This is a genomic window from Ascidiaceihabitans sp. (assembly GCF_039986515.1).
GTDB lineage: Bacteria > Pseudomonadota > Alphaproteobacteria > Rhodobacterales > Rhodobacteraceae > Ascidiaceihabitans.
On sequence record NZ_JBDWQO010000007.1, the window covers coordinates 608,152 to 629,473 of the forward strand.

Sequence of the window (21,322 nt, forward strand, 5' to 3'; positions counted from 1 at the left end):
AGCCCTATGATCGCATACACCACTCTTTTTGCCTCGGCCTTGATTGCCGCCACCATCCTGCCGCTTCAATCCGAGGCGGTGTTGGTGGCGTTGATGTTGGATGGCATGCGTCCTGTGGCTGTTTTGCTGATGGTGGCGACCTTTGGCAATGTGTTGGGCGCGGTGGTGAATTGGGGGCTGGGGCGGTTTTTGGTGCGCTTTAAGGATCGGCGCTGGTTTCCGGCATCTCAAGACAGATTGCAGCAGGCAGAGCGATGGTATCGCCGCTATGGGCTGTGGTCGTTGTTGGCCAGTTGGGTGCCTATCATTGGCGACCCCATAACGGTGATCGCAGGCGTGTTGCGCGCGCCGTTCTGGCCGTTTTTGGTCTTGGTGACAGTGGCCAAAGCGGGGCGATATCTGGTGTTGGCCGCTGTCACGCTGGCATGGGTGGGTTAAAGGGCTGCGAACTGCGCCTTTTGCTTGCCGCTCCAGCGCACTTCGATCTCGAAACCGTCTTCGGTCTGCGCCTCGGATTGCACCACATCTTCCTGAAACAACCATGCCCGTTTGCGGCCGTCTGAGAATGGCAAAACAAGGTCTTCGGACATCAAAGCGCCCTGCAAGGCTTCGGCGATGGCCGCCAGCAAAGGATCGACACCCGCGCCAGTGACGGCAGAGGTCGCAAAGATCATGTCGTCACGGTCTGCGCGGGCTTGAACGGCATCCGCTTCGTCAGCGTCCAACACGTCCACCTTGTTCCAGACTTCAAAGGTGGGCCGATCCTGTTCGACGCCAAGAACCTTCATGATCTCGATGACATCGGCAGATTGTTCTTCGGTTTGCGGATGGCTGATGTCGCGCACATGGCAAATAATGTCAGCGGCCAGCACTTCCTCAAGCGTGGCGCGAAAGGCCGCGACAAGTTCCGTGGGCAAGTCGGAAATGAAGCCCACAGTGTCGGACATGATGACTTCGGGGCCATCAGGCAACACAAGGCGGCGCATTGTGGGGTCCAAAGTGGCAAACAACATGTCCTTTGCCATGACGTCTGCGCCGGTCAACTTATTGAACAGCGTGGATTTTCCGGCGTTGGTGTAGCCGACCAAAGCGACGATGGGATATGGAATTTTGGCACGGGCCGCGCGGTGCAGGGCACGCGTTTTCACGACCTTTTCCAACTGCCGCTTCAAGCGTACCAATTGATCGTCGATCGCACGTCTGTCGGCCTCGATCTGGGTTTCGCCCGGACCGCCCACAAAACCCAAACCACCACGTTGGCGTTCAAGGTGGGTCCAAGCGCGTACAAGTCGCGTGCGTTGATAGGACAATGCCGCCATTTCAACCTGCAACACGCCTTCGCGGGTTGCTGCGCGGTCGCTGAAGATTTCAAGGATCAGGCCAGTGCGGTCCAGAACCTTAACCCCCCAGTCTTTTTCAAGATTGCGTTGCTGCACAGGCGTCACGGGGCCGTCGATCAAGACCAATTCGATCTCGGCCACTTCAAACGTGTCGTGTAGTTCCTGAATTTTGCCCTTGCCGAACAACTTGCCCGCATGGGGTTTTGGCAATGGGACAACAGTTTCGCCCATAACCTCAAGGTTGGGCAAAGCATGGGCCAGCGACACAGCTTCGGCCAAGGCATACCCTGCCTCACGTCGCGTGTGGTCGCTTTTGATGTCGGGGTGCAAGACCCACGCACGGGTCAGTTTTGGCCCGTCCGTGTTGTCAATTTGAAACTGCTCTTTACTCAAGCGGAGTCTTCGCCCTCATATAGGCTGATCGGCTGGCTGGGCATAATCGTCGAAATTGCGTGTTTATACACCAGCTGTGATTGACCATCGCGGCGCAAAAGCACGCAGAAGTTGTCAAACCAAGTGATAACACCTTGCAGTTTCACGCCATTGATCAGGAAAATTGTCACGGGCACTTTGGTTTTGCGCACGTGGTTCAAAAATGCATCTTGTAAATTCTGTCTGTCCGAAGCCATGTCGGTCTCGCCTTTTTTTATTGTTGTTGGCCTGCGGATCACGTCACCCGCATAGATGCGATTATGGATAAGGTTCAAAGGAGTTTCCACCCCAAAAAACACCCACCCCTAGGCAGCTTTACGCCAAAGCTGTCAGCCGCGCCACAAATCCGGTGTCAAAAGTGCGATGATTGCCAAAGTTTCTAATCTTCCCAGTACCATAGCGGCAGCAAAGACGCCCTTGGCGACCGGTGTAAGATCGCGCAACCGGATGGCCACTTCGGTGGCATGTTCCAAAAGGGGACCCGTTGTCGAAAGACCGGTGATGGCCAGTACCATCGCATTTTCGAACGGTACACCGAGAAAAGCAAAGGTAATGACCAACGCCGCCAGCGAAATCGCAAAGAGCATAAAGAATATCCAAGCGATGAAAGCGCCATTCTTTTGCAGGCGTCGTCCCATGGCACCTGCCCCGCTGACAGACGACGGATGTACAAGTCGTTCCATTTCCCGTTTGCCATTTCGGTACAACGCAAACACCCGCAGCAGTTTCACACCACCTGCCGTCGTCGCCACACCACCCCCGATCAAAGACAATCCCATCAGGATCAATCCAGGGGTGCCCAAACCAGACCACGCTTGGGCAATGCCCCAATCTGCACTGACAAATCCGGTCGTTGTCACAAAGGACATGACCGTAAACATGGACCCCCAAAAGGCTTGAACAGCTTCATGGGGCGTGGCGTTGGCGTCGACGTCCAAAGCGCCCCACCAGTGCCGCACAAACAGCAACAAAGGCACGCCGACAACAAGCGCAATCCCGATCCGGAACTCCGGGTCCGTTTTGATGCCACCGCTGTCGCTGGTCACTGTATCGGTGGAAAACGTCAGTCGAGACAACGCAAATAGCATGAACAAAACCATAACAATCTCGCCGATCAGGCCCGAGCTTCCGTTCTCAACACCGCCCACAGCCGAAATGCCGGACGTGGCCATCACGGACATTGCATGGCTTAAAGCCACCAAGGCCCGATCGCCTGACACCAGCAACAAAATCCACAACAATGCCGTGAGCCCCACGTAAATTGGCAACAGGGTGCTTGTGACTTTCACCAGCCGTGCGCGTCCCTCGGGGTGCGCTCCGCCCACTCGGCCTTCGCTGCGGCGTCCGGGTTCAGCCCGTGCCGTCACTTCAAACCCGCCAAGGTTCAACGGCGCCAGAATGGCAGAGGCCGCGATCCACATAATCAAACCGCCCATCCAGCCCACCTGCGCGCGCCAAAGGTGTAAAGGATCACTTAAGCGATTGGGATCATTGAAGAAGGTAGCGCCCGTGGTCGTGATTGCCGACACCATTTCAACGTAAGAATTCAAAAAGCTGGTTGTGCGCAGCCCTTCAAAAAAGGGCACAGCCAGAAACAGCGGTAAAAACACAAACGCCGAAAACAGCGACATCAACGGGCCCAAAGCCCCGTGCCGCGGCGTGCGTCCTGCGTGAGCCAGCGCGAGCAAAACAAAGATGATGATGCCCAGAACTCCGGAATATAAAAACGCCCGTGCCGTCTCGTTTTGTCCCAAAAGCCCCGCATGAACTGCAGGTGCCAACATCGAAAATGAAGCAAACCCAAATAGCAACATAAACAAAGGCAGTTGCAACATGCGGTCCAAAAACGTCTGTTGCGTGCCCATGTCAGAAGAAGTCGATAGACACTTGCATCAGGCGTTCCACCTCGGGCACGTCCTTGGCAAGTGCGAATATGGCAATGACGTCGCCCTCGTCGATCCGGGTGTCCCCCATGGGGCGGATGACCTTGTCGCCTTTGCGCACAGCACCGACAAGCACGCCTTCCGGAAAGTCGATTTCATTGATCTGGCGGCCAGCGATCGGGGATGTTGACAGAACTTCTGCCTCGATCACCTCTGCTTCGGCGTCCCCGATGGAATAGACGGATCGCACCCGTCCGTGCCGGATATGACGCAAAATAGAGGAAACGGTTGTGGCACGCGGGTTGATGTAGGCGTCGATGCCCAAAGGTTCCATCATCGGCACCAACGTGGGGTCGTTGATCAGCGCAATAGCATAGGGGCAACCTTCGGCCTTCGCACGCACAGCTGCCAGCATGTTGGTCTTGTCGTCGTCCGTCACCGCCAGCATCGCGTCCGCACGGCTGATGCCCGCTTCGGACAACAACGACACGTCCAGCCCGTCGCCATTTAGCACAATTGTACGTTCCAGCGCTTCGGCGGCATGCTCTGCACAAGCGCGGCTTTTTTCGATGATCTTGGTGCGCACCCGTCTTGTACGGCTTTCGAGTGATTTCGCCACAGCAAGGCCGACGTTGCCGCCCCCCACCATGACGATGCGTTCTTGTTTGGCCATTTTCTTGCCGAAAATTTCCATGGTGCGGCTGATATCATCCACATGGGAAAAGACGTAACACTGATCGCCGGTGAACAATTGGTCGCCTGCGGCCGGAGCAAACAGCGCGCCGTCACGGCGGACCCCCACAACCACCGCACGCAGTGTCGAAAATAGATCCGTGAGCTGCCGCAAAGGTGTGTTGACCACGGGGCAATCGTCGTCGATTAAAATCCCCAGCAGATGTGCCTGCCCCTCCATGAACCGTTCGGTGTCAAAAGCAGCGGTCGCAGACAGCCGTTGCAAGGCAGCGGCCGCCACTTCGCGTTCGGGGCTGATCACCACATCAATCGGCATATGATCGCGCCGATAGAGGTCGGAATAAATGGCATCCAGATAGGACTGGCTGCGCAAACGCGCGATCTTGCGGTTCACCCCGAACACCGAATGGGCGACCTGACAGGTGACCATGTTCACCTCATCGGAATGAGTGGCCGCTATAACCATATCCGCGTCGCGCGCACCGGCTTTGTCCAGAACATTGGGATAACTCGCAAATCCGGCAACACCTTGGACATCAAGCGTGTCCGTGGCGCGGCGAACAAGGTCGGGATCCTGATCCACGACCGTGACGTCATTGCGTTCGCCTGACAAATGACGTGCGATTTGCCAGCCGACTTGCCCGGCCCCACATATGATCACCTTCATACGGTCACATCCATTGATAGGCATCCTTGGTTTGGAGGGATTTCATGACAGATGGTCCCAGATGGGTCAATTCAATTGTATCAGGGTTTGTATGACGCATTGTATGACGGGGGGAATCGCGGCACAGTTTGGATATGCGTATTCCAGTCATCTTTTCTGTTATGTCAGCCGCAGCTTTGACAGCTTGTGTTCCTTTGTCCACATACTACCGCGAGGGGGCGGCGGTATCGCTTGTGCAACGTGACACTTTGAACTGCGAGGTCAAAGCCCTCAAGGATGCGCCTGTTGCGAACCAGACGCGTGTCACACCGCCACGGTATGTGCCTGCGCGGCGCAATTGTTCATCATCGGGTGCATGCCACGTAACACCGGGCTATTACATTCCGGGCCAGACATACACCATTGATGCCAATCAGGGCTTGCGTAAACGGGTCGAAGCGCAATGTATGGCCGATAAAGGCTACGCACCGGTCGATATTCCCGCCTGCCCCGACCGTATTGTCAAAGCGGCCCCCCCTGCCGTCACATCCACATTGCCTGCGCTGACGCCCAAATCCTGCGTCATCAAATACAAAAACGGCACCTATCAAATCGTCAACAAAAGCTGAAATCCCTCCAATGTTCCAAGATGCTAAAGCGTGTGTGCGCGCCCATTATGCTGCTCTTTCCAAAGCAGATCCCAATACTGTCGCCGACGTATTGGCCCAAACCATGACACCGGATGCAACATGGCGCGGGTTTCACCCATTTAACGACCAAAGCGGACCCCAAGACGTTGCAGCCACATTCTGGACGCCGTTTTTGAACGCAATGTCGCGCGTTCAGCGCCGCGAAGACATTTTTTTCGCAGGCGACAACATGATCGAAGGCCATAAAGGTCAATGGGTTGTCTCTATGGGGCATTTGATGGGTCTGTTTGATGCGCCGTTTCTGGGTATTCCGCCCACGGGCAAAATTGCGATGCTGCGTTATGCGGAATTCAACAAGGTCGAAGACGGCAAGATCACCGACACGGCGTTCTACTGTGATCTGTTGCATCTGATGGCGCAGGCCGGTGTGTACCCCCTGCCGCCACAAACCGGCGCAGAGCTGGTGCAGCCGGGACCTATGACGCATGACGGGTTGCTGTTTGATGATGCTGCACCAAAAGACGGGGCAAAGACCCTTGCGGTGATCGAGAACATGATGGATTCCATCAATCGTGCCAACAGTCTGGATCACCCCCCCACCCCGCAAGAAGAACTGGCGATGGATTGGCACGACGACATGTTGTGGTGGGGTCCGACAGGGATCGGTGCCACATACACAATCGATCGTTACATCCAGCAACACCAACAACCGTTCCGCACCCAAACGGAAAACCGGCAATTTTATGGTCATTTGTGTCGGATCGCCGAAGGCCACTACGGTGCATTTTTTGGGCGTCCGAACCTAAGCATCACACCGATTGGCGGCTATTTGGGGATGCCTGCCAGCAATGTGCCTTGCGACATGCGCGTGATTGACGTCTATCGCCGCGACGGCGACAAACTGGCAGAAAACTGGATTTTCATCGACATGCTGCATTTCCTGAAAATGCAGGGGTTGGACGTCTTGGAACGGATGGACAGCCTGCGCATCTAGCGCAGGCGCTCTGCGCGTATCTTACGCCAGTTTGGCTTCGTCGTCGTCGACATGGGCCACGCGCGTGCCAGCTTTGGCCGATGTCACAACACCCAGACTTTTGAGCTTGCGGTGCAAGGCAGAGCGTTCCATGCCGACAAAGTTTGCAGTGCGGCTGATGTTGCCGCCAAAACGGTTGATCTGCGTCAGCAGGTATTCGCGTTCAAACGCCTCGCGGGCTTCGCGTAGTGGCAATGTTGCCAATGCCCCCGACAACACAACGCGGCCTTCTTCGCTGCTGGGTTCATCATCGCCCGGCAACTCACGCGCTTCGATGGGACCGGTGCTGTCGCTTAGGATCAGCACGCGTTCTATCAGGTTCTTCAACTGACGCACGTTTCCGGGCCAAACCATCGTTTGCATCAGCGCTGTTGCGTCATCCGTCATTTCACGCAAAGCCAAACCTTGGGCCGCGTTCAGCTGATCGATGAAGTAAGCCGCGAGCATTGGAATGTCTTCGCGGCGTTCTTCCAGCGACGGCACAGCAATCGGCACCACATTCAGACGATGGTACAATTCCTGACGGAACGTTTCAGCCGCAATTTCGGCTTCCAAGTCTTTGTTTGTACTGGAAATAACGCGCAAATCGACGCGCACCTTGTCACTGCCGCCAACGCGGGTGAATTGTTGATCGACCAGAACACGCAGGATTTTGGACTGGGTGCCGACGGGCATGTCTGCGACCTCGTCAAAGTAGATGACGCCTCCGTGCGCTTGCTCTAGCAGTCCCGGCTCAACCCCTCGTTCAGCGCCTTCGCGGCCAAACAGAACTTCTTCCATGCGTTCAGGTGCGACACCGGCACAATTCACCGTAATGAACGGGGCCGACGCGCGGTTGGAATTGGCGTGGATGTAACGCGCGGCCATTTCCTTGCCGCTGCCTGCGGGGCCTGTCAGCATCACGCGGCCATTGGACTTGGTGACTTTGTCCAGCTGCGAAATCAAAGCGCGGAAGGCCGCCGAATTGCCAACCATTTCACCCGACCCGACCTCTTGCCGTTTCAAGGTGAGGTTTTCGCGGCGCAAGCGGCTGGTTTCCATCGCGCGTCGGATCACCACCAACAACTGGTCGATATTGAATGGCTTTTCGATGAAGTCATAAGCGCCCTGTTTGATTGCAGCGACGGCAATTTCGATATTGCCATGACCGGAAATGATCACCACCGGGACATCCGGGTTGTCGCGCTTGACGGTTTTCAGAATGTCGATGCCGTCCATGCGGCTGTCTTTCAGCCAGATATCCAACACCATTAATGCGGGCGCGTCGGCGTTGATCGCGGCCATGGCGTCGTCGGAATTGCCGGCCAGTCGGGTCTGATAGCCCTCGTCTTTCAAAATATCCGAAATCAGTTCCCGGATGTCGCGCTCATCATCTACGATTAGAATGTCGCTCATTTTACTGTCACCTCTTCTTGGGTATGCGGGGCCGCCGCTGCTTCGTTAAGTGGCAGCGTGATCACCGCCATGGCCCCGAAATGGGTTTGGCCCTCAAAAACGGGGGCGTCGTCCAGCACCAAAGTGCCGCCGTGTTCTTCAATAATCTTCTTCACAATAGGCAGTCCCAACCCGGTGCCTTCACTGCGGGTTGTCACATAGGGTTCAAACAGCCGCGCACGGTCTTCGGGCAATCCGATGCCGTTGTCCGCGATGCTGATTTTCACCTGGGCGCCCAGCTGTGCCATGGTCACATGGACGCGTGGCACCAAATTCTCTGGCGGCTCTTTTTGCTTCAAGCTTTCAATGGCTTCGCCTGCGTTCTTGATTAAGTTTGTCAACGCTTGCGATATCATCGTGGCGTCCAAATCGAGGTCGGTTGGCGATTTCGGCAAATCGGATGTTATTGTCACATCGGGCTGTCCAGCTTGCTGCAACATCACCGCACCTTGGACCAGTTCCGTCAGGTTTGTGGGTTTGCGTTCGGGTTCCGGCATACGGGCGAATTTTGAGAACTCGTCCACGATGCGACGCAAGTCTCCGGTCTGCCGGATGATGACGTCAGTCATTTGCTCAAGGCTGTCGCTGTCTTCACCCACTTTGGGTGCAAATTTGCGTTTGATCCGCTCGGCGCTTAGCTGGATGGGCGTCAGCGGGTTCTTGATTTCGTGGGCAATACGCCGCGCCACATCACCCCAAGCGGCCATGCGTTGCGCGCTGACCAGATCGGTCACATCGTCAAAGGCCACAACATAGCCTTCGCGGCGGCCATCATCATTGCGCCGTGTGGCCATGCGCACCAGAAGGTTTTCCATACGCCCCTTGCGGCTTACTTTGACCTCGCCTTGTGCGACCTCCGCAGGCCCTGCCCGCAAAACGGCAAACAATGCGCCAAATTCCGGCACGGCAACCGAAAGCGGTACAGATTGCTGATCTTCCTGCCAATCCAACAGCCCGGCAGCCGAACGGTTCACAAAGGTCACCTTCCCCGTGGCATCCAGACCAACAACCCCCGACGTAACCGAACTTAGGACTGAATCAAACAGGCGCCGGCGTCGTTCAATCTGGCCCGTGTTCTCAAGCAGCGTGTCGCGCTGGCCTTTTAATTGCTTGGTCATTTGGTTGAAATAGCGGCTGAGCATTGCGATCTCGTCGTCGCCGCTTTCTTCAATAACCTTCACGTCCAGGTCACCGGCCCCAACCCGTTGCGCCGCCCCCGTCAAACGCCCCACCGGACCCGACAGACGTTCCGCAAACCACAGCCCCAACCAAATGGCGGCAAGGATCAAAATCACCGCAAACCCCAAATAAAGCAGGCCAAATTCGAACAAAACACGCCCACGATCGCTTTCGAGCTGTTGATACAACCGCACTGTTTCTTGAGTTTCGTCCAACAGCGCGAGGATTTCCCCGTCAACGTCGCGGCTTACGTATAGATAGCGGTCTGCGTAGCTGTCCAAAGGCACAAGGGCGCGAAATTCGTTGATAGGCCAATCTTCGATGATCAGCAGGCCTTTTTCACGGGCTTCTATGATCTGGCTTGGCTTAGGGGCTTCAAAGTCGAACAGATACGATTGATCGCCACGTGCACGGATGTCTGCGGTGCCATCTATCATAAAGGCTTCACGCAGGCCGCGCTGGATCTGGCGTTGGCCTTCCCCCAGCAATTCGCTGTCGCTTAGGGCGATGGCCGCACGCCGTGCCCCGTCAATGCTGCGGGCCAACGCAACGGTATCTTCCGCCAGATCTTCGCGCTGTTCCGATTCGTAAGCTTCAGCCGCGGCAAGCGAGCTGCTGACAACCGCACTGACGCGATCCGAAAACCAGCCCTCAAGTCCCACATTCAGCGTCAGACCTGCGAAAACAGCTACCGTCACCGTTGGGATCAAAGCCAACAAAGCAAAGGCGCCCGTTAAACGCAGGTGCAAACGCGATCCCGCCGATTTGGCCCGTCTTGCGGATATCAAACGCGCGACTTGCGCCATCACAAGCGCTGCGACTGCAAGGATATAAACCAGATCGGTCAAAAGGATAAGGCGCAAACTTAAAGCGGATGACCCTTGGTCGAAGGGCCCAAGTACCAAAAAAGTCGCAAGCGCCAGGACAGGCCCTAAAACGACCAAACCCAAGGTTGCAAAATTGCGCACACGACGTTTGCGGCGCAAACGCCCCATCGTCATCAACCACTTTGAATGTGTCCGGGTTGCCACCCTCGTTCCACCTGTTGATGCGGTGCGTAACGCACCTGACCGCCATATTATGTGATCCTGAACAGGGGTGTCCCCCGTTGGCCACGGTTTATGTGGCCTTTTTACATCAATTTGCGGCGGCGTGTCACCTGAATATCGAGCTCTGTGATCTTCTTACGCAAAGTATTGCGGTTGATCCCCAACAAATCAGCACATTTTGCTTGGTTGCCGCCCGTTGCATCCAACGCAATTTCGATCAGTGGCGCTTCAACTTCGCGTAGAATACGCCCGTAGAGGCCCTCTGGGGGTAACAAATCACCATGCAGATCAAAATAGCGCTTCAGATGCCGCCCGACCGAAGCCCCAAGCTTTTCGGTGTCGGTGCCCCCGTCGCGCAAAGGTTCCTGATCGGGCTGGCTGCCCAACACCTGATTGACCTCGGACGCTGTAATCTCCGCCGCACGGCTTGTCAGTCCCAAACGCCGCACCGCATTCTCCAACTGTCGCACATTGCCCGGCCAGCTGTACTTGCGGAAAATCTCTGCTGCATCCTCTGACAACACCCACTGCGCACCACCGGCTTTGTCGAGACGCGCCAGAAAATGGTCGGCAAGCAGCGGAATGTCATCAACGCGTTCGCGCAAAGCCGGCACGTTCAACGTCGCCCCACTCAGACGGTAATACAGATCCTTGCGCACATAGCCTGCTTCCATCGCGGCGGTCAGATCGGCTTGGCTGGTGGCCAAGAAGCGTGGAACATGTTCACCGGGCGTGTCCATCATACGCACGATGCGGGCCTGGATGTCCTCGGAGATGTCTGCGATTTCATCAACCAACAGTGTGCCGCCCTTAACGCGCGCCAAAACGCGTGCAGGTCCTTCAAGATCTTGCAAATCGGCAGATGTGGCCGTGACAAATGGCAATGTCCGCCTGTCGGAAAAGTCGTGTATGGCCTTGGCAATCAGCGATTTTCCTGTGCCACTTTCCCCCCATATCAGAACGGGCAAGTCAGTGTTCATGACGCGCGCAACCACACGGTACAGCGATTGCATCACGGCTGTGCGCCCCACCAATGGCAGATCCTCGGGACGGTCCTTATCTTGCGGTGCCGGGGCCACGCGATGTTGTTTCATATCCAACGCACGCGCGGTCCGCTTCATCAGATCGGGCAAATCAAACGGTTTTGGCAAATAGTCATAGGCTTCGGCTTCGGCGGCCTGAATTGCAGTCATGATCGTATTTTGCGCGGATATGACGATGACAGGCAGACCGGGGCGGTCTTCGGCAATTTTTGGCAGCATTTCCAGACCGTTGCCATCGGGCATAACCACATCGGAAATCACCACATCCCCTTTGCCCTCACCCACCCAACGCATCAATGTCGTCAAGCTGGAGGTCGCATGCACTTTGCATCCCGCCCGTGTCAGGGCCTGTGTCAAAACAGTGCGAATGGTGCGGTCGTCATCTGCAACAAGAACGGTTCCGTCCATGGGTTACTCCTGTGTGGTGGTGGCAGTTCCGGGCTTTGAGGCGCGCGGCAGAGATATGCGGAAAATGGTTTGGCCGGGCACTGAAGTGACAGAAATCCAGCCCCCGTGGTCCGAGATGATTTTGCTGACCAAAGCCAACCCAAGCCCGGTGCCGTTTTCCTTGCCCGACACAAACGGGTCAAACACATCCCCTTTGATGTGTTCTGGAAGGCCTGGACCATCGTCAATAATTTCGATTTGCAAAGGCAGCGACTGACCGGATCCGTCGGCGCGGCGCAAACGGAATGAATGTTCAAAGTAGCTGTGCAAGCGGATCGTCCCCCCCGCATCGCCCGCAGCCTCAGAGGCATTTTTCAACAGGTTCAGGATCACTTGCAACAGCTGATCGGGATCGCCCAAAGCCAAAGGCAACGACGGATCATAGTCTTCGACGATCTTCATCGCAGCCCCGAACCCCAGCAAAGCAGACCGTCGCGCCCGGTCCAAGACGTCATGGATGTTTACAGGTTTGAAATCAGGGGTTTGCAGATTGCCGAATTGTTCGACCTGTTCCAACAGCTTCACAATGCGCCGGCTTTCTTCGACGATCAGGTCCGTCAGCTCAAGATCGCCCGCAGACAAATTCATACTCAGCAATTGGGCTGCACCGGTGATCCCCGCCAATGGGTTCTTGATTTCATGCGCCAGCATTTCCGCCATGCCAATCGCGGATTTGGCCGCGGATTTCACCGTGTGGTTCTGGGTCATGCGCCCGGCCAGTTCACGGGGGGAAATCATCATGATCATTTGCCCCGGCGCCCCCACCAAAGGTGCGATATGCAAAGCGCATTGCAGTGGGGCACGTTGTCCACTGCCCACATCCACATCATTCACAAACAAGGGTGTGCCCTGATCGCGTGCACGGCCAAATGCTTCTTCAAGCGGGGCATCTATGGCAATCTGGTCCCACAACGGGGTCGCGATGACAATTTTGGCGGATGCGTTTAGAAATCCTTCTGCCGCCGCATTCACGTCCAAAATCATATCCTGACCGTCGATCAAAATGGCGGGTACGGGCAAAGACGCCCAAATAGACGGATCACTCATGCCACCACCTGCTGGGCTGTGATTGCATCTGGCAACAGGTGCAGCACCTCTTGCGAGGTTTTGGTGGTGAGTACCCTGCGCCGTAAATCTGCCGGTGTTTGGGCGGTGTCCATGAACCAGCCAAGGTGTTTACGCGCGACCCGCAGCCCAAGCGTTTCGCCATAAAATGCAATCATCGCTTCATAGTGTTCACACACCAGATCGGCCAGGACGGCGCCGGCTGGCACATCCGGTTTCGGACCGTCAAACAGATCATGTGCTATTTGCGCCAAGATCCAGGGACGTCCCTGCGCACCGCGTCCAATCATGACGCCATCTGCACCGGATGCTGTCATGGCCGCTTTTGCGGTGCTGCTACAGATGATGTCGCCGTTTGCAATCACAGGAATGGAGACAGCGTCCTTAACGGCACGAATGGCCGCCCAATCGGCAGACCCTTTGTAGAACTGACACCGTGTGCGGCCGTGAATGACAATGCGCTGGATGCCTGCGGCTTCTGCGCGGCGTGCAATGTCAGGCGCATTCATAAGGGTGTCGTCCCACCCCAAACGCGTCTTCAGGGTCACCGGAATGTCCACAGCCCGTACCACAGCGTCAATCAGTGTCAGCGCATGATCCGGCGTTTTCATCAAAGCAGAGCCGGAATAGCCGTTCACGACTTTCTTCGCAGGACACCCCATGTTGATGTCGATCACGGCGGCGCCCTGCCCTTCGACCATACGCGCGGCTTCGGCCATCGGGGCGGGTTCGCGCCCCGCCAGTTGTACGGCTGTGCCCACATGCCCCAACCCCAGCTCTGCCTTTTCACGCGCACCGGGACGTGCATTCAGCATGTCGTGGCTGGCCACCATTTCAGACACAACCATGCCCGCACCGAACCGCGCGACCAAATCGCGAAACGGTCGGTCGGTGATACCGGCCAAGGGGGCCAGCATCACGGGCGGCGAAAGTGTCAGAGCGTCAGGCAATCTGCTTAATCCTTGTGCAATTCAAATCAGATACCGTCTTTTGCCGTTTTGCTCAATACAGACGGGCCAAAACACCGCTTTCAAACCATGCATATGCACAAAATTTAGGCATCAAGTTCGGCTTTACCCGCAGGCGGTTCATCCCTAAAATTAGCGCAATGGATCAAGGACCCGATTTATGACGCTCGCAGTGCTGATTGTTGCCGCAGGCCGCGGCACCCGCGCGGGCGGCCCCGTGCCAAAACAATGGCAGCTTCTGGAAGGGCGCAGCGTGTTGTCCCACACCGTCGATGTGTTCAAGCGTCATGCCCTTATACACCGGATCGTGCTGGTTCTGCATGCCGATGACATGGACCGCGTGACAGGCGTTACAAAGGTGCAAGGCGGTGCGGATCGTGCCGCGTCTGTGCGCCAAGGGCTTGCAGCGCTTCAAGACAGCGGTGTGACCCGCGTTCTGATCCACGACGTCGCACGGCCCTGCGTGAGCCATAATACGATTGACGCTGTGATTACGGCCCTTGAGACCCACGCAGGGGCAGCACCCGCTATTCCTGTCACTGACGCGCTTTGGACCGGAGAGAACGGTTTGGTCACAGGGACACGGGATCGCACCGGATTGTTTCGTGCCCAAACGCCGCAAGGCTTCCATCTGGATGCAATCACCAAGGCCCACGCGGCCCACGCCGGAGGCGCTGCTGACGACGTCGAAGTGGCCCGCGCCGCCGGGATCGATGTGGCGATTGTGCCGGGCGACGAGGCCAATTTGAAAATCACCTACCCCGCCGATTTCAATCGCGCGGGCCGCATATTAAGGACAGGCCATGGACATTAGACCCGACATCAGGCTGGGCAACGGGTTCGACGTACATGCGTTCGGCCCCGGGGATCACGTCACCCTATGCGGCGTGGATGTGCCCCATACACATGGCCTTGTAGGCCATTCGGACGCCGATGTCGCGATGCATACGGTGACGGACGCGATTTATGGCGCTTTGGCTATGGGCGACATCGGCCAGCATTTCCCGCCCTCTGATCCGCAATGGAAAGGGGCCGAAAGCCATATCTTTTTGCGCCATGCCGTAGATCTTGCCACGCAACACGGCTTTGCCATTTCGAACGTGGATTGCACCTTGATTTGCGAATTTCCAAAGATTGGACCACACAGCGAGACGATGCGCAAAAAGATGTCTGACATCATGGACTTGGACATAAACCGCATATCTGTGAAAGCGACCACATCCGAAAAGCTGGGCTTTACAGGACGCGGCGAAGGCATCGCATGCATGGCCACCTGCGCCTTGGTGAAACCGTGATGCTGGCGCGTATGATCGGAACCGTTCTGGGGGTTGGCTACTTGCGCCCTGCGCCGGGCACTTGGGGGTCATTGGTGGCGCTGCCTTGGGCGCTGTTGCTGCATGTTCTTGGCGGGTTCTGGTTGCTTGCCATCGGCGTTCTGGCCGCCTTCCTAAAGGGGTGGTGGGCGACTGCGCAAATGACCACTGGGTCAGAGGATCACGACCCGTCCGAGATCGTGATCGACGAGGTTGTTGGCCAGTGGATCGCTCTGCTGCCTATATCTTACGGGGCTTGGGCCAACGGCGTTCCGATCACAGCGCTTTGGCCCGGCTGGGTTGCAGCCTTTGTTTTGTTTCGTCTGTTCGACATCTGGAAGCCGTGGCTTGTGGGATGGGCTGACCGGCGTGGCGACGCGCTGGGGGTTATGTTGGACGATGTGATCGCAGGTGTCTTTGCCGCGATCGGTGTGATGATTTTGGCCGGGATTGCCCATGGGATGCTGATGCAATGACCCTTGCCGAACAGATTGTCTCTGCAGCCAAAGCCCAAGGCATATCCATTGCCACGGCCGAAAGCTGCACCGGCGGTATGGTCGCTGCATCACTGACAGATGTGCCGGGATCATCAGCTGCTTTTGAATGTGGGTTTGTGACCTACAGCAATGCCGCAAAGCAAAAGATATTGGGCGTGTTGCCCGAGACCTTGGACGCACATGGCGCTGTGTCGGAACCGGTTGCTCTGGAAATGGCACAAGGCGCGATAGATGCGTCGCAGGCCACGTTAAGTGTGGCAATCACAGGCATTGCAGGCCCCGGGGGATCAGATCACAAGCCGGAAGGCCGGGTCTGTTTTGCAGTCGCGCAAAGCGGTCTGGACGCCACATCGCAGACCATTGAATTTGGGGCTTTGGGGCGGGCGCAAGTGCGTGCGGCGGCACGTGAGCATGCCAAGCACTTGCTGTTGGCGGCCATGACGCCATAGGACTGCGATTTTACCGCCGCCTATAAATTAGACATTTCCTGCGTTTAGCCGCCCAAAAATGCACCACTTGCACAATCGGGCATAAAATGAGCGCCCAAAAGGCACTTTGCTGCTTTTGTCGGCGCGCCGAGTGCCTATGCCCCTCCCAAAAGTCGAAAAACCACTTGGAGGAACACCATGAACGGAGCCGATACAGCTTGGATTATCGTCGCCACGGCGCTTGTGCTGCTGATGACATTACCGGGGCTTGCCCTGTTTTATGGCGGGCTTGTGCGCGCCCGCAACGTGCTGAGCGTATTTATGCACTGCTATGCCGTGGCCTGCCTGATGAGTGTGCTGTGGCTGGTGATTGGGTATTCCATCGCCTTTGGCGGTGGTGACAGCGGGCTTTGGGGTGGCTTGGACAAGCTTTTGTTGTTGGGTGTGACCGCCGACAGCCTGTCTGGCTCATTGCCGGAAATCCTGTTCTTTGCCTTCCAGATGACATTTGCCATCATCACCCCGGCTTTAATTGTGGGCGCATATGTGGAACGCATTGGCTTCGGGTTTGTGATGTTGTTTTCAGGTCTTTGGATGCTGCTGTGCTATGCGCCGGTTGTGCATTGGGTTTGGGGCGGCGGCATTCTTGCGGATGGCGGCATTTTTGGCGAGGTCGGCGTTAAAGACTTTGCAGGCGGCATCGTGGTGCATGAAACCGCCGGTTTGGCCGCGCTGGTTTTGGCTGTCTTCCTTGGGGCGCGCAAAAACCAGACAACACCGCCGCACAATCCCGGCATGGTCATGATGGGCGCTGCCTTTTTGTGGGTCGGATGGTTCGGTTTCAACGGCGGGTCGCAATTGGCTGCTGATGGTGGTGCTGCAATGGCGATCACGGTTACGCATATTTCGGCGGCCACAGCGTCCCTGTCGTGGGCGCTTTGGGAAAAGATCAAGTTCGGAAAAGCGTCTTTGGTCGGCATTGTCACAGGCACAATCGCAGGGCTTGCATCGATTACACCGGCTTCCGGGTTTGTTGGCCCCATCGAGGCACTGATCATCGGTGCCGTCGCAGGCATCCTGTGTCAAGAAGCGGTGACGCTGATCCGCAATGGCCTGAAAATCGACGACACATTGGACGTCTTTGCAGTTCACGGTGTTGGCGGCATCTTTGGCACAATCATGATCGCAGTGTTTGGCGCCGGCACATGGTTTGCACAGCTTGGATCGTTGCTGATTGTCGGTGTGTTTACTGTTGTTGTCACTGTGGTTCTGGTTTTGGTGGTCCGCATGATCACGCCGTTGCGTGTTGATGAAGAAACCGAAGTGAACGGTCTTGATCTGGCAGTGCACGGTGAACGTGCCTACGACATGTCAAGCTGATTACGCTTGGAAATATGACGATCAGCGGGCCCTGCGGGGCCCGTTTTTATGTGTAGAACTTCAATGTCGCAGCGCGGCGGTAAACGCCTTCAAATCAAAGCCACCTGCCCCGTTTGAAGCATCCCAAAGCATCTGTGTACGGTCGCGTCCGATCAAGGCACAAGCTTTGGAAAAAACCCGTTCTTTGCGGACTTCAAAGGGGGCCGCTTTGGCAAGATCATGGTGGTGTGTATGATCGATCCCGTCGGCCGTGATTGTCACATGCGCCTCGGTGTCGGACAGCTCTGCATCACCAACGACCGCGACCTTGTCACGCAAAACGACGACTTCAGGGGCCAGAATAACTGAAGGCTCAAACGACACCTGATCAACCATACCACGTCCCAATAGGGCCATGGCGGCAGTGGCGGAGAGGCTGAACTTTGCCTCTAGGCGCGTTTGTGGTTGCGGGATCGCACAGACATCCAACCAGCGCGGATGGACATTGATCTGGATGCGCGACACCTGCGCGGGATCCACTTGGTCTTTTAACGCCAATACCGCTTCAATACTGGCATGCGTGCCGTGGCAGCATGCGTGATATTTGTGGCTGATGGCGGAAAACAAAGTGCCGTCTTGCATCAATGCCTCTGCGTCCCCTGCCCCGTGATGGGTTGCGCCGAACCCGAAAGGACCATCCAGAACTTCTGGTGCCCCTTCCACGCCAATCATAGCCGCATGCACAGCTTCGACAGAAGAGGCTGCAGCCATGCCTGCGTGATAGGGTTTGCCCATTGTTCCAAATTGCACTTTCAACCCTGCGGCGCGCGTTGCGGCAAGGCCAATGGCGCTGTGTGTTTCATCCGTGGAAAGATTGAAAATCGCAGCACCTGCAACGGCGGCACCGATTGTGCCTGCAGTGGCTGTTTGGTGAAACCCGGTTTCATAATGCGCCCGCCCCAACCAAAGCCCAACACGAATAGAGGCTTCTGCACCGACAAGTGCGGCACGCAGGAAAAGGTTCCCGTCGTTGTCCCCTTGCCGCTGTGCCATTGCCAAGGCGGCAGACACGATCACGGCACTGGGATGCCCGATATGCGCAAAGTGGGTGTCATCAAAATCCAGAGCATGGGCTGTTGTCCCATTCACCATCGCAGCTGCGCGCATTGGCAACATGTGGTCTGCGCCAATGACAATCGCGTCCGGTGCCCCGCCATTTTCACTTTCAAGATGGCGCACGGCCTGTGCGACCGGTTCATGACGTCCTGCCAGCGCGCATGCGGCCCAGTCCAGCACGGACAACCGCATGATGGCTAAAGCGTCCTCGGGGACAGCGTGGACCGATGCAGACATGTCTGCCAAAAATCTTGTCACGCGCATGATCTGTGCCCCGATTGCCCCATCAGAGCAAGATTGGCACAGCTTGGTTGCGGAATAAACCGTCAGCCTGCGGAATAAAGTGTTTCAGCCCGACGCTCAAATGCCCGCACAATGCGCTGCATCGCTTCGTTGAACACAACACCGATGATGCCCTGCAAAATCGCGTTCTTGAATTCGAAATCGACAAAAAAGGTCACATTGCACCCGCCATCGGTGTCTTCAAACGCCCAGTTGGATTTCATGTATTTGAAGGGGCCATCCAGATATTCTGTGTCGATTTTCCGTGCCGCGGGCCAAAGAACCACACGACTGCCAAATCGTTCGCGAAAAACTTTGAAGGAAATAACCAAATCGGCGTCCATGACCACACTGTCGCCCTGAGGCACTTCGGACCGGATCCGGGCCGCTGCACACCACGGTAGGAATTCAGGGTATTGGCCGACGTCCGCCACCAGATCATACATCTGTTGTGCGGTATAAGGCAGGAAACGGGTTTCTGAGTGTGTTGGCATAGGCTCTGGAATACGACAATTGGCTGTGGTGCGTGTTACGGGCGATGTGTTACGAAACCCACGTAAGTGCAAGAGGGTTCCATGCCACAGCGTCCATATGTCATAGATCAGATGATCTCCGCCAAGTCGATCGCGGCCCGCATCGAAACCTTAAGCCACGATATTCACGACGCTTTTGAAGGCACCGACAAGCTGGTTGTTGTAGGGCTTTTGCGGGGGTCATTCGTGTTTATTGCCGATCTGGTGCGAGAGCTGGATTTGCCACTTGAAGTCGATTTCCTTGAGGCATCAAGTTACGGTGACGGCATGGAAAGCAGCCGAGAAGTACGTATTCTCAAAGACTTACGCGGCGCAATTGAAGGGCGCGATGTGCTGGTGGTCGAAGACATCATCGACACGGGATACACCATGCACCACGTTCAAAGGTTGTTGGCCAGTCGCAAGCCGTCCCGTTTAAAAACCATCGCATTGCTGGACAAGCCGACGCGGCGTGAAGTCGATGTAAAGGCCGATTGGACGGGGTTTGAAATACCCGATGAATTTGTCGTGGGGTACGGGATTGATTTCGCCCAACGCAATCGCAACCTGCCCTATATTGGCAAGGTCCGCTTCACAGAGTAGCGATGTTTCGCCTAAAACGGGAAGATGCAAAAATTTCTTTACGTATTTGAAATGAATTCTGCTGATACTGGTGATGTGGCGGCTATGCGCCGCGTTTGATTATTGCCAAGTTCTACCTGTTTTCGCTTTCACTTACGGGGGAAATCCAATGCCATCAGATATTCGCACACCCGGTTTTTGGGGCCTTGTGATCGCTTGCATGCTTGTCGCACTGATTGTGCCGATCATGTTCGGATGAAACGGGTCTAAGGGGTTTAGGGCGCGATACCAAAAATCGCATCGCGCCAGACTGTTTTATTCTAAGCCATCTTTGCTTGTCGCGCGGAACGCATACGCGCAAAATCATCACCCGCATGATAGCTGGACCGCGTCAAAGGTGTGGCGGACACCATCAAAAAGCCTTTGCCGTAAGCGGCCTTTTCATAGGCTGCAAATTCATCAGGATGCACAAAGCGGTCCACCGCATGGTGTTTCGGCGTGGGCTGCAAGTATTGCCCGATGGTCAGAAAGTCGATGTCTGCTGCGCGCATGTCTTCCATCACTTGCATGACAGATTGCCGATCTTCACCAAGACCCACCATGATACCGGACTTGGTAAACATCATCGGATCAAGTTCCTTCACGCGCTGCAACAAACGCAGGGAATGGAAATAACGGGCACCCGGGCGCACCTCTGGGTAAAGGCCCGGCACGGTCTCAAGGTTGTGGTTGAACACATCGGGACGCGCCTCAACCACGGTTTCCAGAACCGAAGGGTCACATTTGATGAAATCCGGCGTCAGGATTTCGATGGTGGTGTCGGGGGAACGGTGTCGCACGGCACGAATCGTTTGGGCGAAATGATCTGCCCCCCCATCCGTAATATCATCGCGATCCACAGACGTGATGACGACGTGGTTCAGCCCCAGCTTTTCAACGGCATGGGCCACGCGCCCAGGTTCAAACGCATCCAGATCTTCCGGGGGTTTGCCCGTGGCAATGTTGCAAAAGGTGCAGGCCCGCGTGCAAACTTCGCCCATGATCATCATCGTGGCATGACCTTGCGACCAGCATTCCCCGACGTTGGGGCATCCTGCCTCTTCGCAAACGGTCACCAAACCATTGTCACGCATGATATCGCGTGTGGTTTCATACCCTTTGCCACTGGGCGCTTTGACTCTGATCCAGTCGGGTTTTTTGGGTTGCGGATTGTCTTGGCGACGCGCTTTTTCGGGATGGCGCTGCGCCGGGATTTTCAGATCTCGCATCATTTGGCTTTCAAGCTACTGCGTTGGTCTTGTTGAGCCTACCATAGCAGTTTGAAAATGTAACGGCAGGTGACGCATTGCCGCTTTGCGCGTCACGCAATGA

Annotated in this window: 21 protein-coding genes; 9 read left to right on the top strand and 12 right to left on the bottom strand. The window is 56.2% G+C overall.

Annotated features, from left to right (window positions below; genetic code table 11):
* Positions 1-6 precede the first annotated feature (6 nt).
* On the top strand, positions 7-438 hold the full coding sequence (locus ABJL60_RS05615) for a YqaA family protein (protein WP_348375247.1): 432 nt from the start codon (positions 7-9) through the stop codon (positions 436-438).
* On the opposite strand, the gene hflX is transcribed toward ABJL60_RS05615, so the two are convergent.
* The 4 genes from hflX to trkA all read right to left on the bottom strand — a co-directional run bounded on the left by hflX (position 435) and on the right by trkA (position 5,015).
* Positions 435-1,733, bottom strand: a complete 1,299-nt coding sequence (gene hflX, locus ABJL60_RS05620) for a GTPase HflX (protein ID WP_348375249.1) — start codon at positions 1,731-1,733, stop codon at positions 435-437. The genes ABJL60_RS05615 and hflX overlap by 4 nt on opposite strands.
* Positions 1,730-1,969, bottom strand: a complete 240-nt coding sequence (gene hfq / locus ABJL60_RS05625) for an RNA chaperone Hfq (RefSeq protein WP_108828425.1) — start codon at positions 1,967-1,969, stop codon at positions 1,730-1,732. Before hfq ends, hflX begins: the two co-directional genes overlap by 4 nt.
* Before the next feature lie 132 nt (positions 1,970-2,101).
* Positions 2,102-3,637, bottom strand: coding sequence for a potassium transporter TrkG (locus ABJL60_RS05630; RefSeq protein ID WP_348375251.1), 1,536 nt, complete (start codon positions 3,635-3,637; stop codon positions 2,102-2,104).
* A gap of 1 nt (position 3,638) precedes the next feature.
* Positions 3,639-5,015, bottom strand: coding sequence for a Trk system potassium transporter TrkA (gene trkA, locus ABJL60_RS05635; RefSeq protein WP_348285989.1), 1,377 nt, complete (start codon positions 5,013-5,015; stop codon positions 3,639-3,641).
* 134 nt (positions 5,016-5,149) lie between these two features.
* On the opposite strand from trkA, the gene ABJL60_RS05640 reads away from it, so the two are divergent.
* Together ABJL60_RS05640 and ABJL60_RS05645 are read left to right on the top strand one after the other, a co-directional pair.
* Complete coding sequence (locus tag ABJL60_RS05640; RefSeq protein ID WP_348375253.1) at positions 5,150-5,623, top strand: hypothetical protein; 474 nt, start codon at positions 5,150-5,152, stop codon at positions 5,621-5,623.
* Positions 5,624-5,633: 10 nt separating this feature from the next.
* Positions 5,634-6,638: a nuclear transport factor 2 family protein gene (locus ABJL60_RS05645; RefSeq protein ID WP_348375255.1), complete on the top strand. Its 1,005-nt coding sequence runs from the start codon at positions 5,634-5,636 to the stop codon at positions 6,636-6,638.
* 21 nt (positions 6,639-6,659) lie between these two features.
* On the opposite strand, the gene ABJL60_RS05650 is transcribed toward ABJL60_RS05645, so the two are convergent.
* The 5 genes from ABJL60_RS05650 to dusB form a co-directional block, all read right to left on the bottom strand.
* A complete protein-coding gene (locus tag ABJL60_RS05650; protein WP_348285986.1) occupies positions 6,660-8,072 on the bottom strand; it encodes a sigma-54 dependent transcriptional regulator in 1,413 nt (470 codons plus the stop codon).
* Positions 8,069-10,291, bottom strand: coding sequence for a PAS domain-containing sensor histidine kinase (locus ABJL60_RS05655; RefSeq protein WP_348375381.1), 2,223 nt, complete (start codon positions 10,289-10,291; stop codon positions 8,069-8,071). The genes ABJL60_RS05650 and ABJL60_RS05655 overlap by 4 nt, the downstream gene beginning before the upstream one ends.
* 131 nt (positions 10,292-10,422) lie before the next feature.
* Positions 10,423-11,790, bottom strand: a complete 1,368-nt coding sequence (locus ABJL60_RS05660) for a sigma-54 dependent transcriptional regulator (protein ID WP_348375257.1) — start codon at positions 11,788-11,790, stop codon at positions 10,423-10,425.
* Positions 11,791-11,793: 3 nt separating this feature from the next.
* Positions 11,794-12,876 carry an ATP-binding protein gene (locus ABJL60_RS05665; protein WP_348285984.1) on the bottom strand — a complete coding sequence of 361 codons (1,083 nt, stop codon included), beginning with the start codon at positions 12,874-12,876 and terminating at the stop codon, positions 11,794-11,796.
* Positions 12,873-13,844, bottom strand: a complete 972-nt coding sequence (gene dusB, locus ABJL60_RS05670) for a tRNA dihydrouridine synthase DusB (RefSeq protein WP_348375259.1) — start codon at positions 13,842-13,844, stop codon at positions 12,873-12,875. The genes ABJL60_RS05665 and dusB overlap by 4 nt, the downstream gene beginning before the upstream one ends.
* Positions 13,845-14,022: 178 nt before the next feature.
* Here dusB and ispD point away from each other — a divergent pair, with 178 nt between their 5' ends.
* The 5 genes from ispD (at position 14,023) to ABJL60_RS05695 (ending at position 17,480) form a co-directional block, all read left to right on the top strand.
* Entirely contained in the window at positions 14,023-14,676 is a 654-nt protein-coding gene (ispD, locus tag ABJL60_RS05675) for a 2-C-methyl-D-erythritol 4-phosphate cytidylyltransferase (RefSeq protein WP_348375261.1), read from the top strand.
* The gene (gene ispF / locus ABJL60_RS05680) at positions 14,666-15,157 is read left to right on the top strand and encodes a 2-C-methyl-D-erythritol 2,4-cyclodiphosphate synthase (protein WP_348285981.1); all 492 of its coding nucleotides are present in this window, start codon (positions 14,666-14,668) and stop codon (positions 15,155-15,157) included. The genes ispD and ispF overlap by 11 nt, the downstream gene beginning before the upstream one ends.
* The gene (locus ABJL60_RS05685) at positions 15,154-15,651 is read left to right on the top strand and encodes a phosphatidylglycerophosphatase A (RefSeq protein ID WP_348375382.1); all 498 of its coding nucleotides are present in this window, start codon (positions 15,154-15,156) and stop codon (positions 15,649-15,651) included. Before ispF ends, ABJL60_RS05685 begins: the two co-directional genes overlap by 4 nt.
* Positions 15,648-16,121 carry a CinA family protein gene (locus ABJL60_RS05690; protein ID WP_348375263.1) on the top strand — a complete coding sequence of 158 codons (474 nt, stop codon included), beginning with the start codon at positions 15,648-15,650 and terminating at the stop codon, positions 16,119-16,121. The genes ABJL60_RS05685 and ABJL60_RS05690 overlap by 4 nt, the downstream gene beginning before the upstream one ends.
* A 177-nt stretch (positions 16,122-16,298) precedes the next feature.
* On the top strand, positions 16,299-17,480 hold the full coding sequence (locus tag ABJL60_RS05695; RefSeq protein WP_348285979.1) for an ammonium transporter: 1,182 nt from the start codon (positions 16,299-16,301) through the stop codon (positions 17,478-17,480).
* 60 nt (positions 17,481-17,540) lie between these two features.
* Here ABJL60_RS05695 and ABJL60_RS05700 read toward each other — a convergent pair whose 3' ends face one another.
* Together ABJL60_RS05700 and ABJL60_RS05705 are read right to left on the bottom strand one after the other, a co-directional pair.
* Complete coding sequence (locus ABJL60_RS05700; protein ID WP_348375264.1) at positions 17,541-18,839, bottom strand: MmgE/PrpD family protein; 1,299 nt, start codon at positions 18,837-18,839, stop codon at positions 17,541-17,543.
* A 62-nt stretch (positions 18,840-18,901) separates the two neighbouring features.
* Positions 18,902-19,351, bottom strand: coding sequence for a type II toxin-antitoxin system RatA family toxin (locus ABJL60_RS05705; protein ID WP_348375266.1), 450 nt, complete (start codon positions 19,349-19,351; stop codon positions 18,902-18,904).
* 81 nt (positions 19,352-19,432) lie between these two features.
* Here ABJL60_RS05705 and hpt point away from each other — a divergent pair, with 81 nt between their 5' ends.
* Positions 19,433-19,972 carry a hypoxanthine phosphoribosyltransferase gene (gene hpt / locus ABJL60_RS05710; RefSeq protein WP_348375268.1) on the top strand — a complete coding sequence of 180 codons (540 nt, stop codon included), beginning with the start codon at positions 19,433-19,435 and terminating at the stop codon, positions 19,970-19,972.
* 299 nt (positions 19,973-20,271) lie between these two features.
* Here the strand turns inward: hpt and lipA are convergent, their stop codons facing one another.
* Positions 20,272-21,219 carry a lipoyl synthase gene (gene lipA, locus ABJL60_RS05715; protein ID WP_108830115.1) on the bottom strand — a complete coding sequence of 316 codons (948 nt, stop codon included), beginning with the start codon at positions 21,217-21,219 and terminating at the stop codon, positions 20,272-20,274.
* Positions 21,220-21,322: the final 103 nt, after the last annotated feature.

What these genes read in the sequence shown, in the direction of transcription:
- ABJL60_RS05615 (WP_348375247.1), top strand. Translation starts at nt 7, where the DNA reads ATGATCGCATACACCACTCTTTTTGCCTCGGCCTTGATTGCCGCCACC.
- hfq (WP_108828425.1), bottom strand. Translation starts at nt 1,969, where the DNA reads ATGGCTTCGGACAGACAGAATTTACAAGATGCATTTTTGAACCACGTG.
- ABJL60_RS05630 (WP_348375251.1), bottom strand. Translation starts at nt 3,637, where the DNA reads ATGGGCACGCAACAGACGTTTTTGGACCGCATGTTGCAACTGCCTTTG.
- trkA (WP_348285989.1), bottom strand. Translation starts at nt 5,015, where the DNA reads ATGAAGGTGATCATATGTGGGGCCGGGCAAGTCGGCTGGCAAATCGCA.
- ABJL60_RS05640 (WP_348375253.1), top strand. Translation starts at nt 5,150, where the DNA reads ATGCGTATTCCAGTCATCTTTTCTGTTATGTCAGCCGCAGCTTTGACA.
- ABJL60_RS05645 (WP_348375255.1), top strand. Translation starts at nt 5,634, where the DNA reads ATGTTCCAAGATGCTAAAGCGTGTGTGCGCGCCCATTATGCTGCTCTT.
- ABJL60_RS05650 (WP_348285986.1), bottom strand. Translation starts at nt 8,072, where the DNA reads ATGAGCGACATTCTAATCGTAGATGATGAGCGCGACATCCGGGAACTG.
- ABJL60_RS05655 (WP_348375381.1), bottom strand. Translation starts at nt 10,291, where the DNA reads ATGACGATGGGGCGTTTGCGCCGCAAACGTCGTGTGCGCAATTTTGCA.
- ABJL60_RS05660 (WP_348375257.1), bottom strand. Translation starts at nt 11,790, where the DNA reads ATGGACGGAACCGTTCTTGTTGCAGATGACGACCGCACCATTCGCACT.
- ABJL60_RS05665 (WP_348285984.1), bottom strand. Translation starts at nt 12,876, where the DNA reads ATGAGTGATCCGTCTATTTGGGCGTCTTTGCCCGTACCCGCCATTTTG.
- ispD (WP_348375261.1), top strand. Translation starts at nt 14,023, where the DNA reads ATGACGCTCGCAGTGCTGATTGTTGCCGCAGGCCGCGGCACCCGCGCG.
- ispF (WP_348285981.1), top strand. Translation starts at nt 14,666, where the DNA reads ATGGACATTAGACCCGACATCAGGCTGGGCAACGGGTTCGACGTACAT.
- ABJL60_RS05690 (WP_348375263.1), top strand. Translation starts at nt 15,648, where the DNA reads ATGACCCTTGCCGAACAGATTGTCTCTGCAGCCAAAGCCCAAGGCATA.
- ABJL60_RS05695 (WP_348285979.1), top strand. Translation starts at nt 16,299, where the DNA reads ATGAACGGAGCCGATACAGCTTGGATTATCGTCGCCACGGCGCTTGTG.
- ABJL60_RS05700 (WP_348375264.1), bottom strand. Translation starts at nt 18,839, where the DNA reads ATGCGCGTGACAAGATTTTTGGCAGACATGTCTGCATCGGTCCACGCT.
- ABJL60_RS05705 (WP_348375266.1), bottom strand. Translation starts at nt 19,351, where the DNA reads ATGCCAACACACTCAGAAACCCGTTTCCTGCCTTATACCGCACAACAG.
- hpt (WP_348375268.1), top strand. Translation starts at nt 19,433, where the DNA reads ATGCCACAGCGTCCATATGTCATAGATCAGATGATCTCCGCCAAGTCG.
- lipA (WP_108830115.1), bottom strand. Translation starts at nt 21,219, where the DNA reads ATGCGAGATCTGAAAATCCCGGCGCAGCGCCATCCCGAAAAAGCGCGT.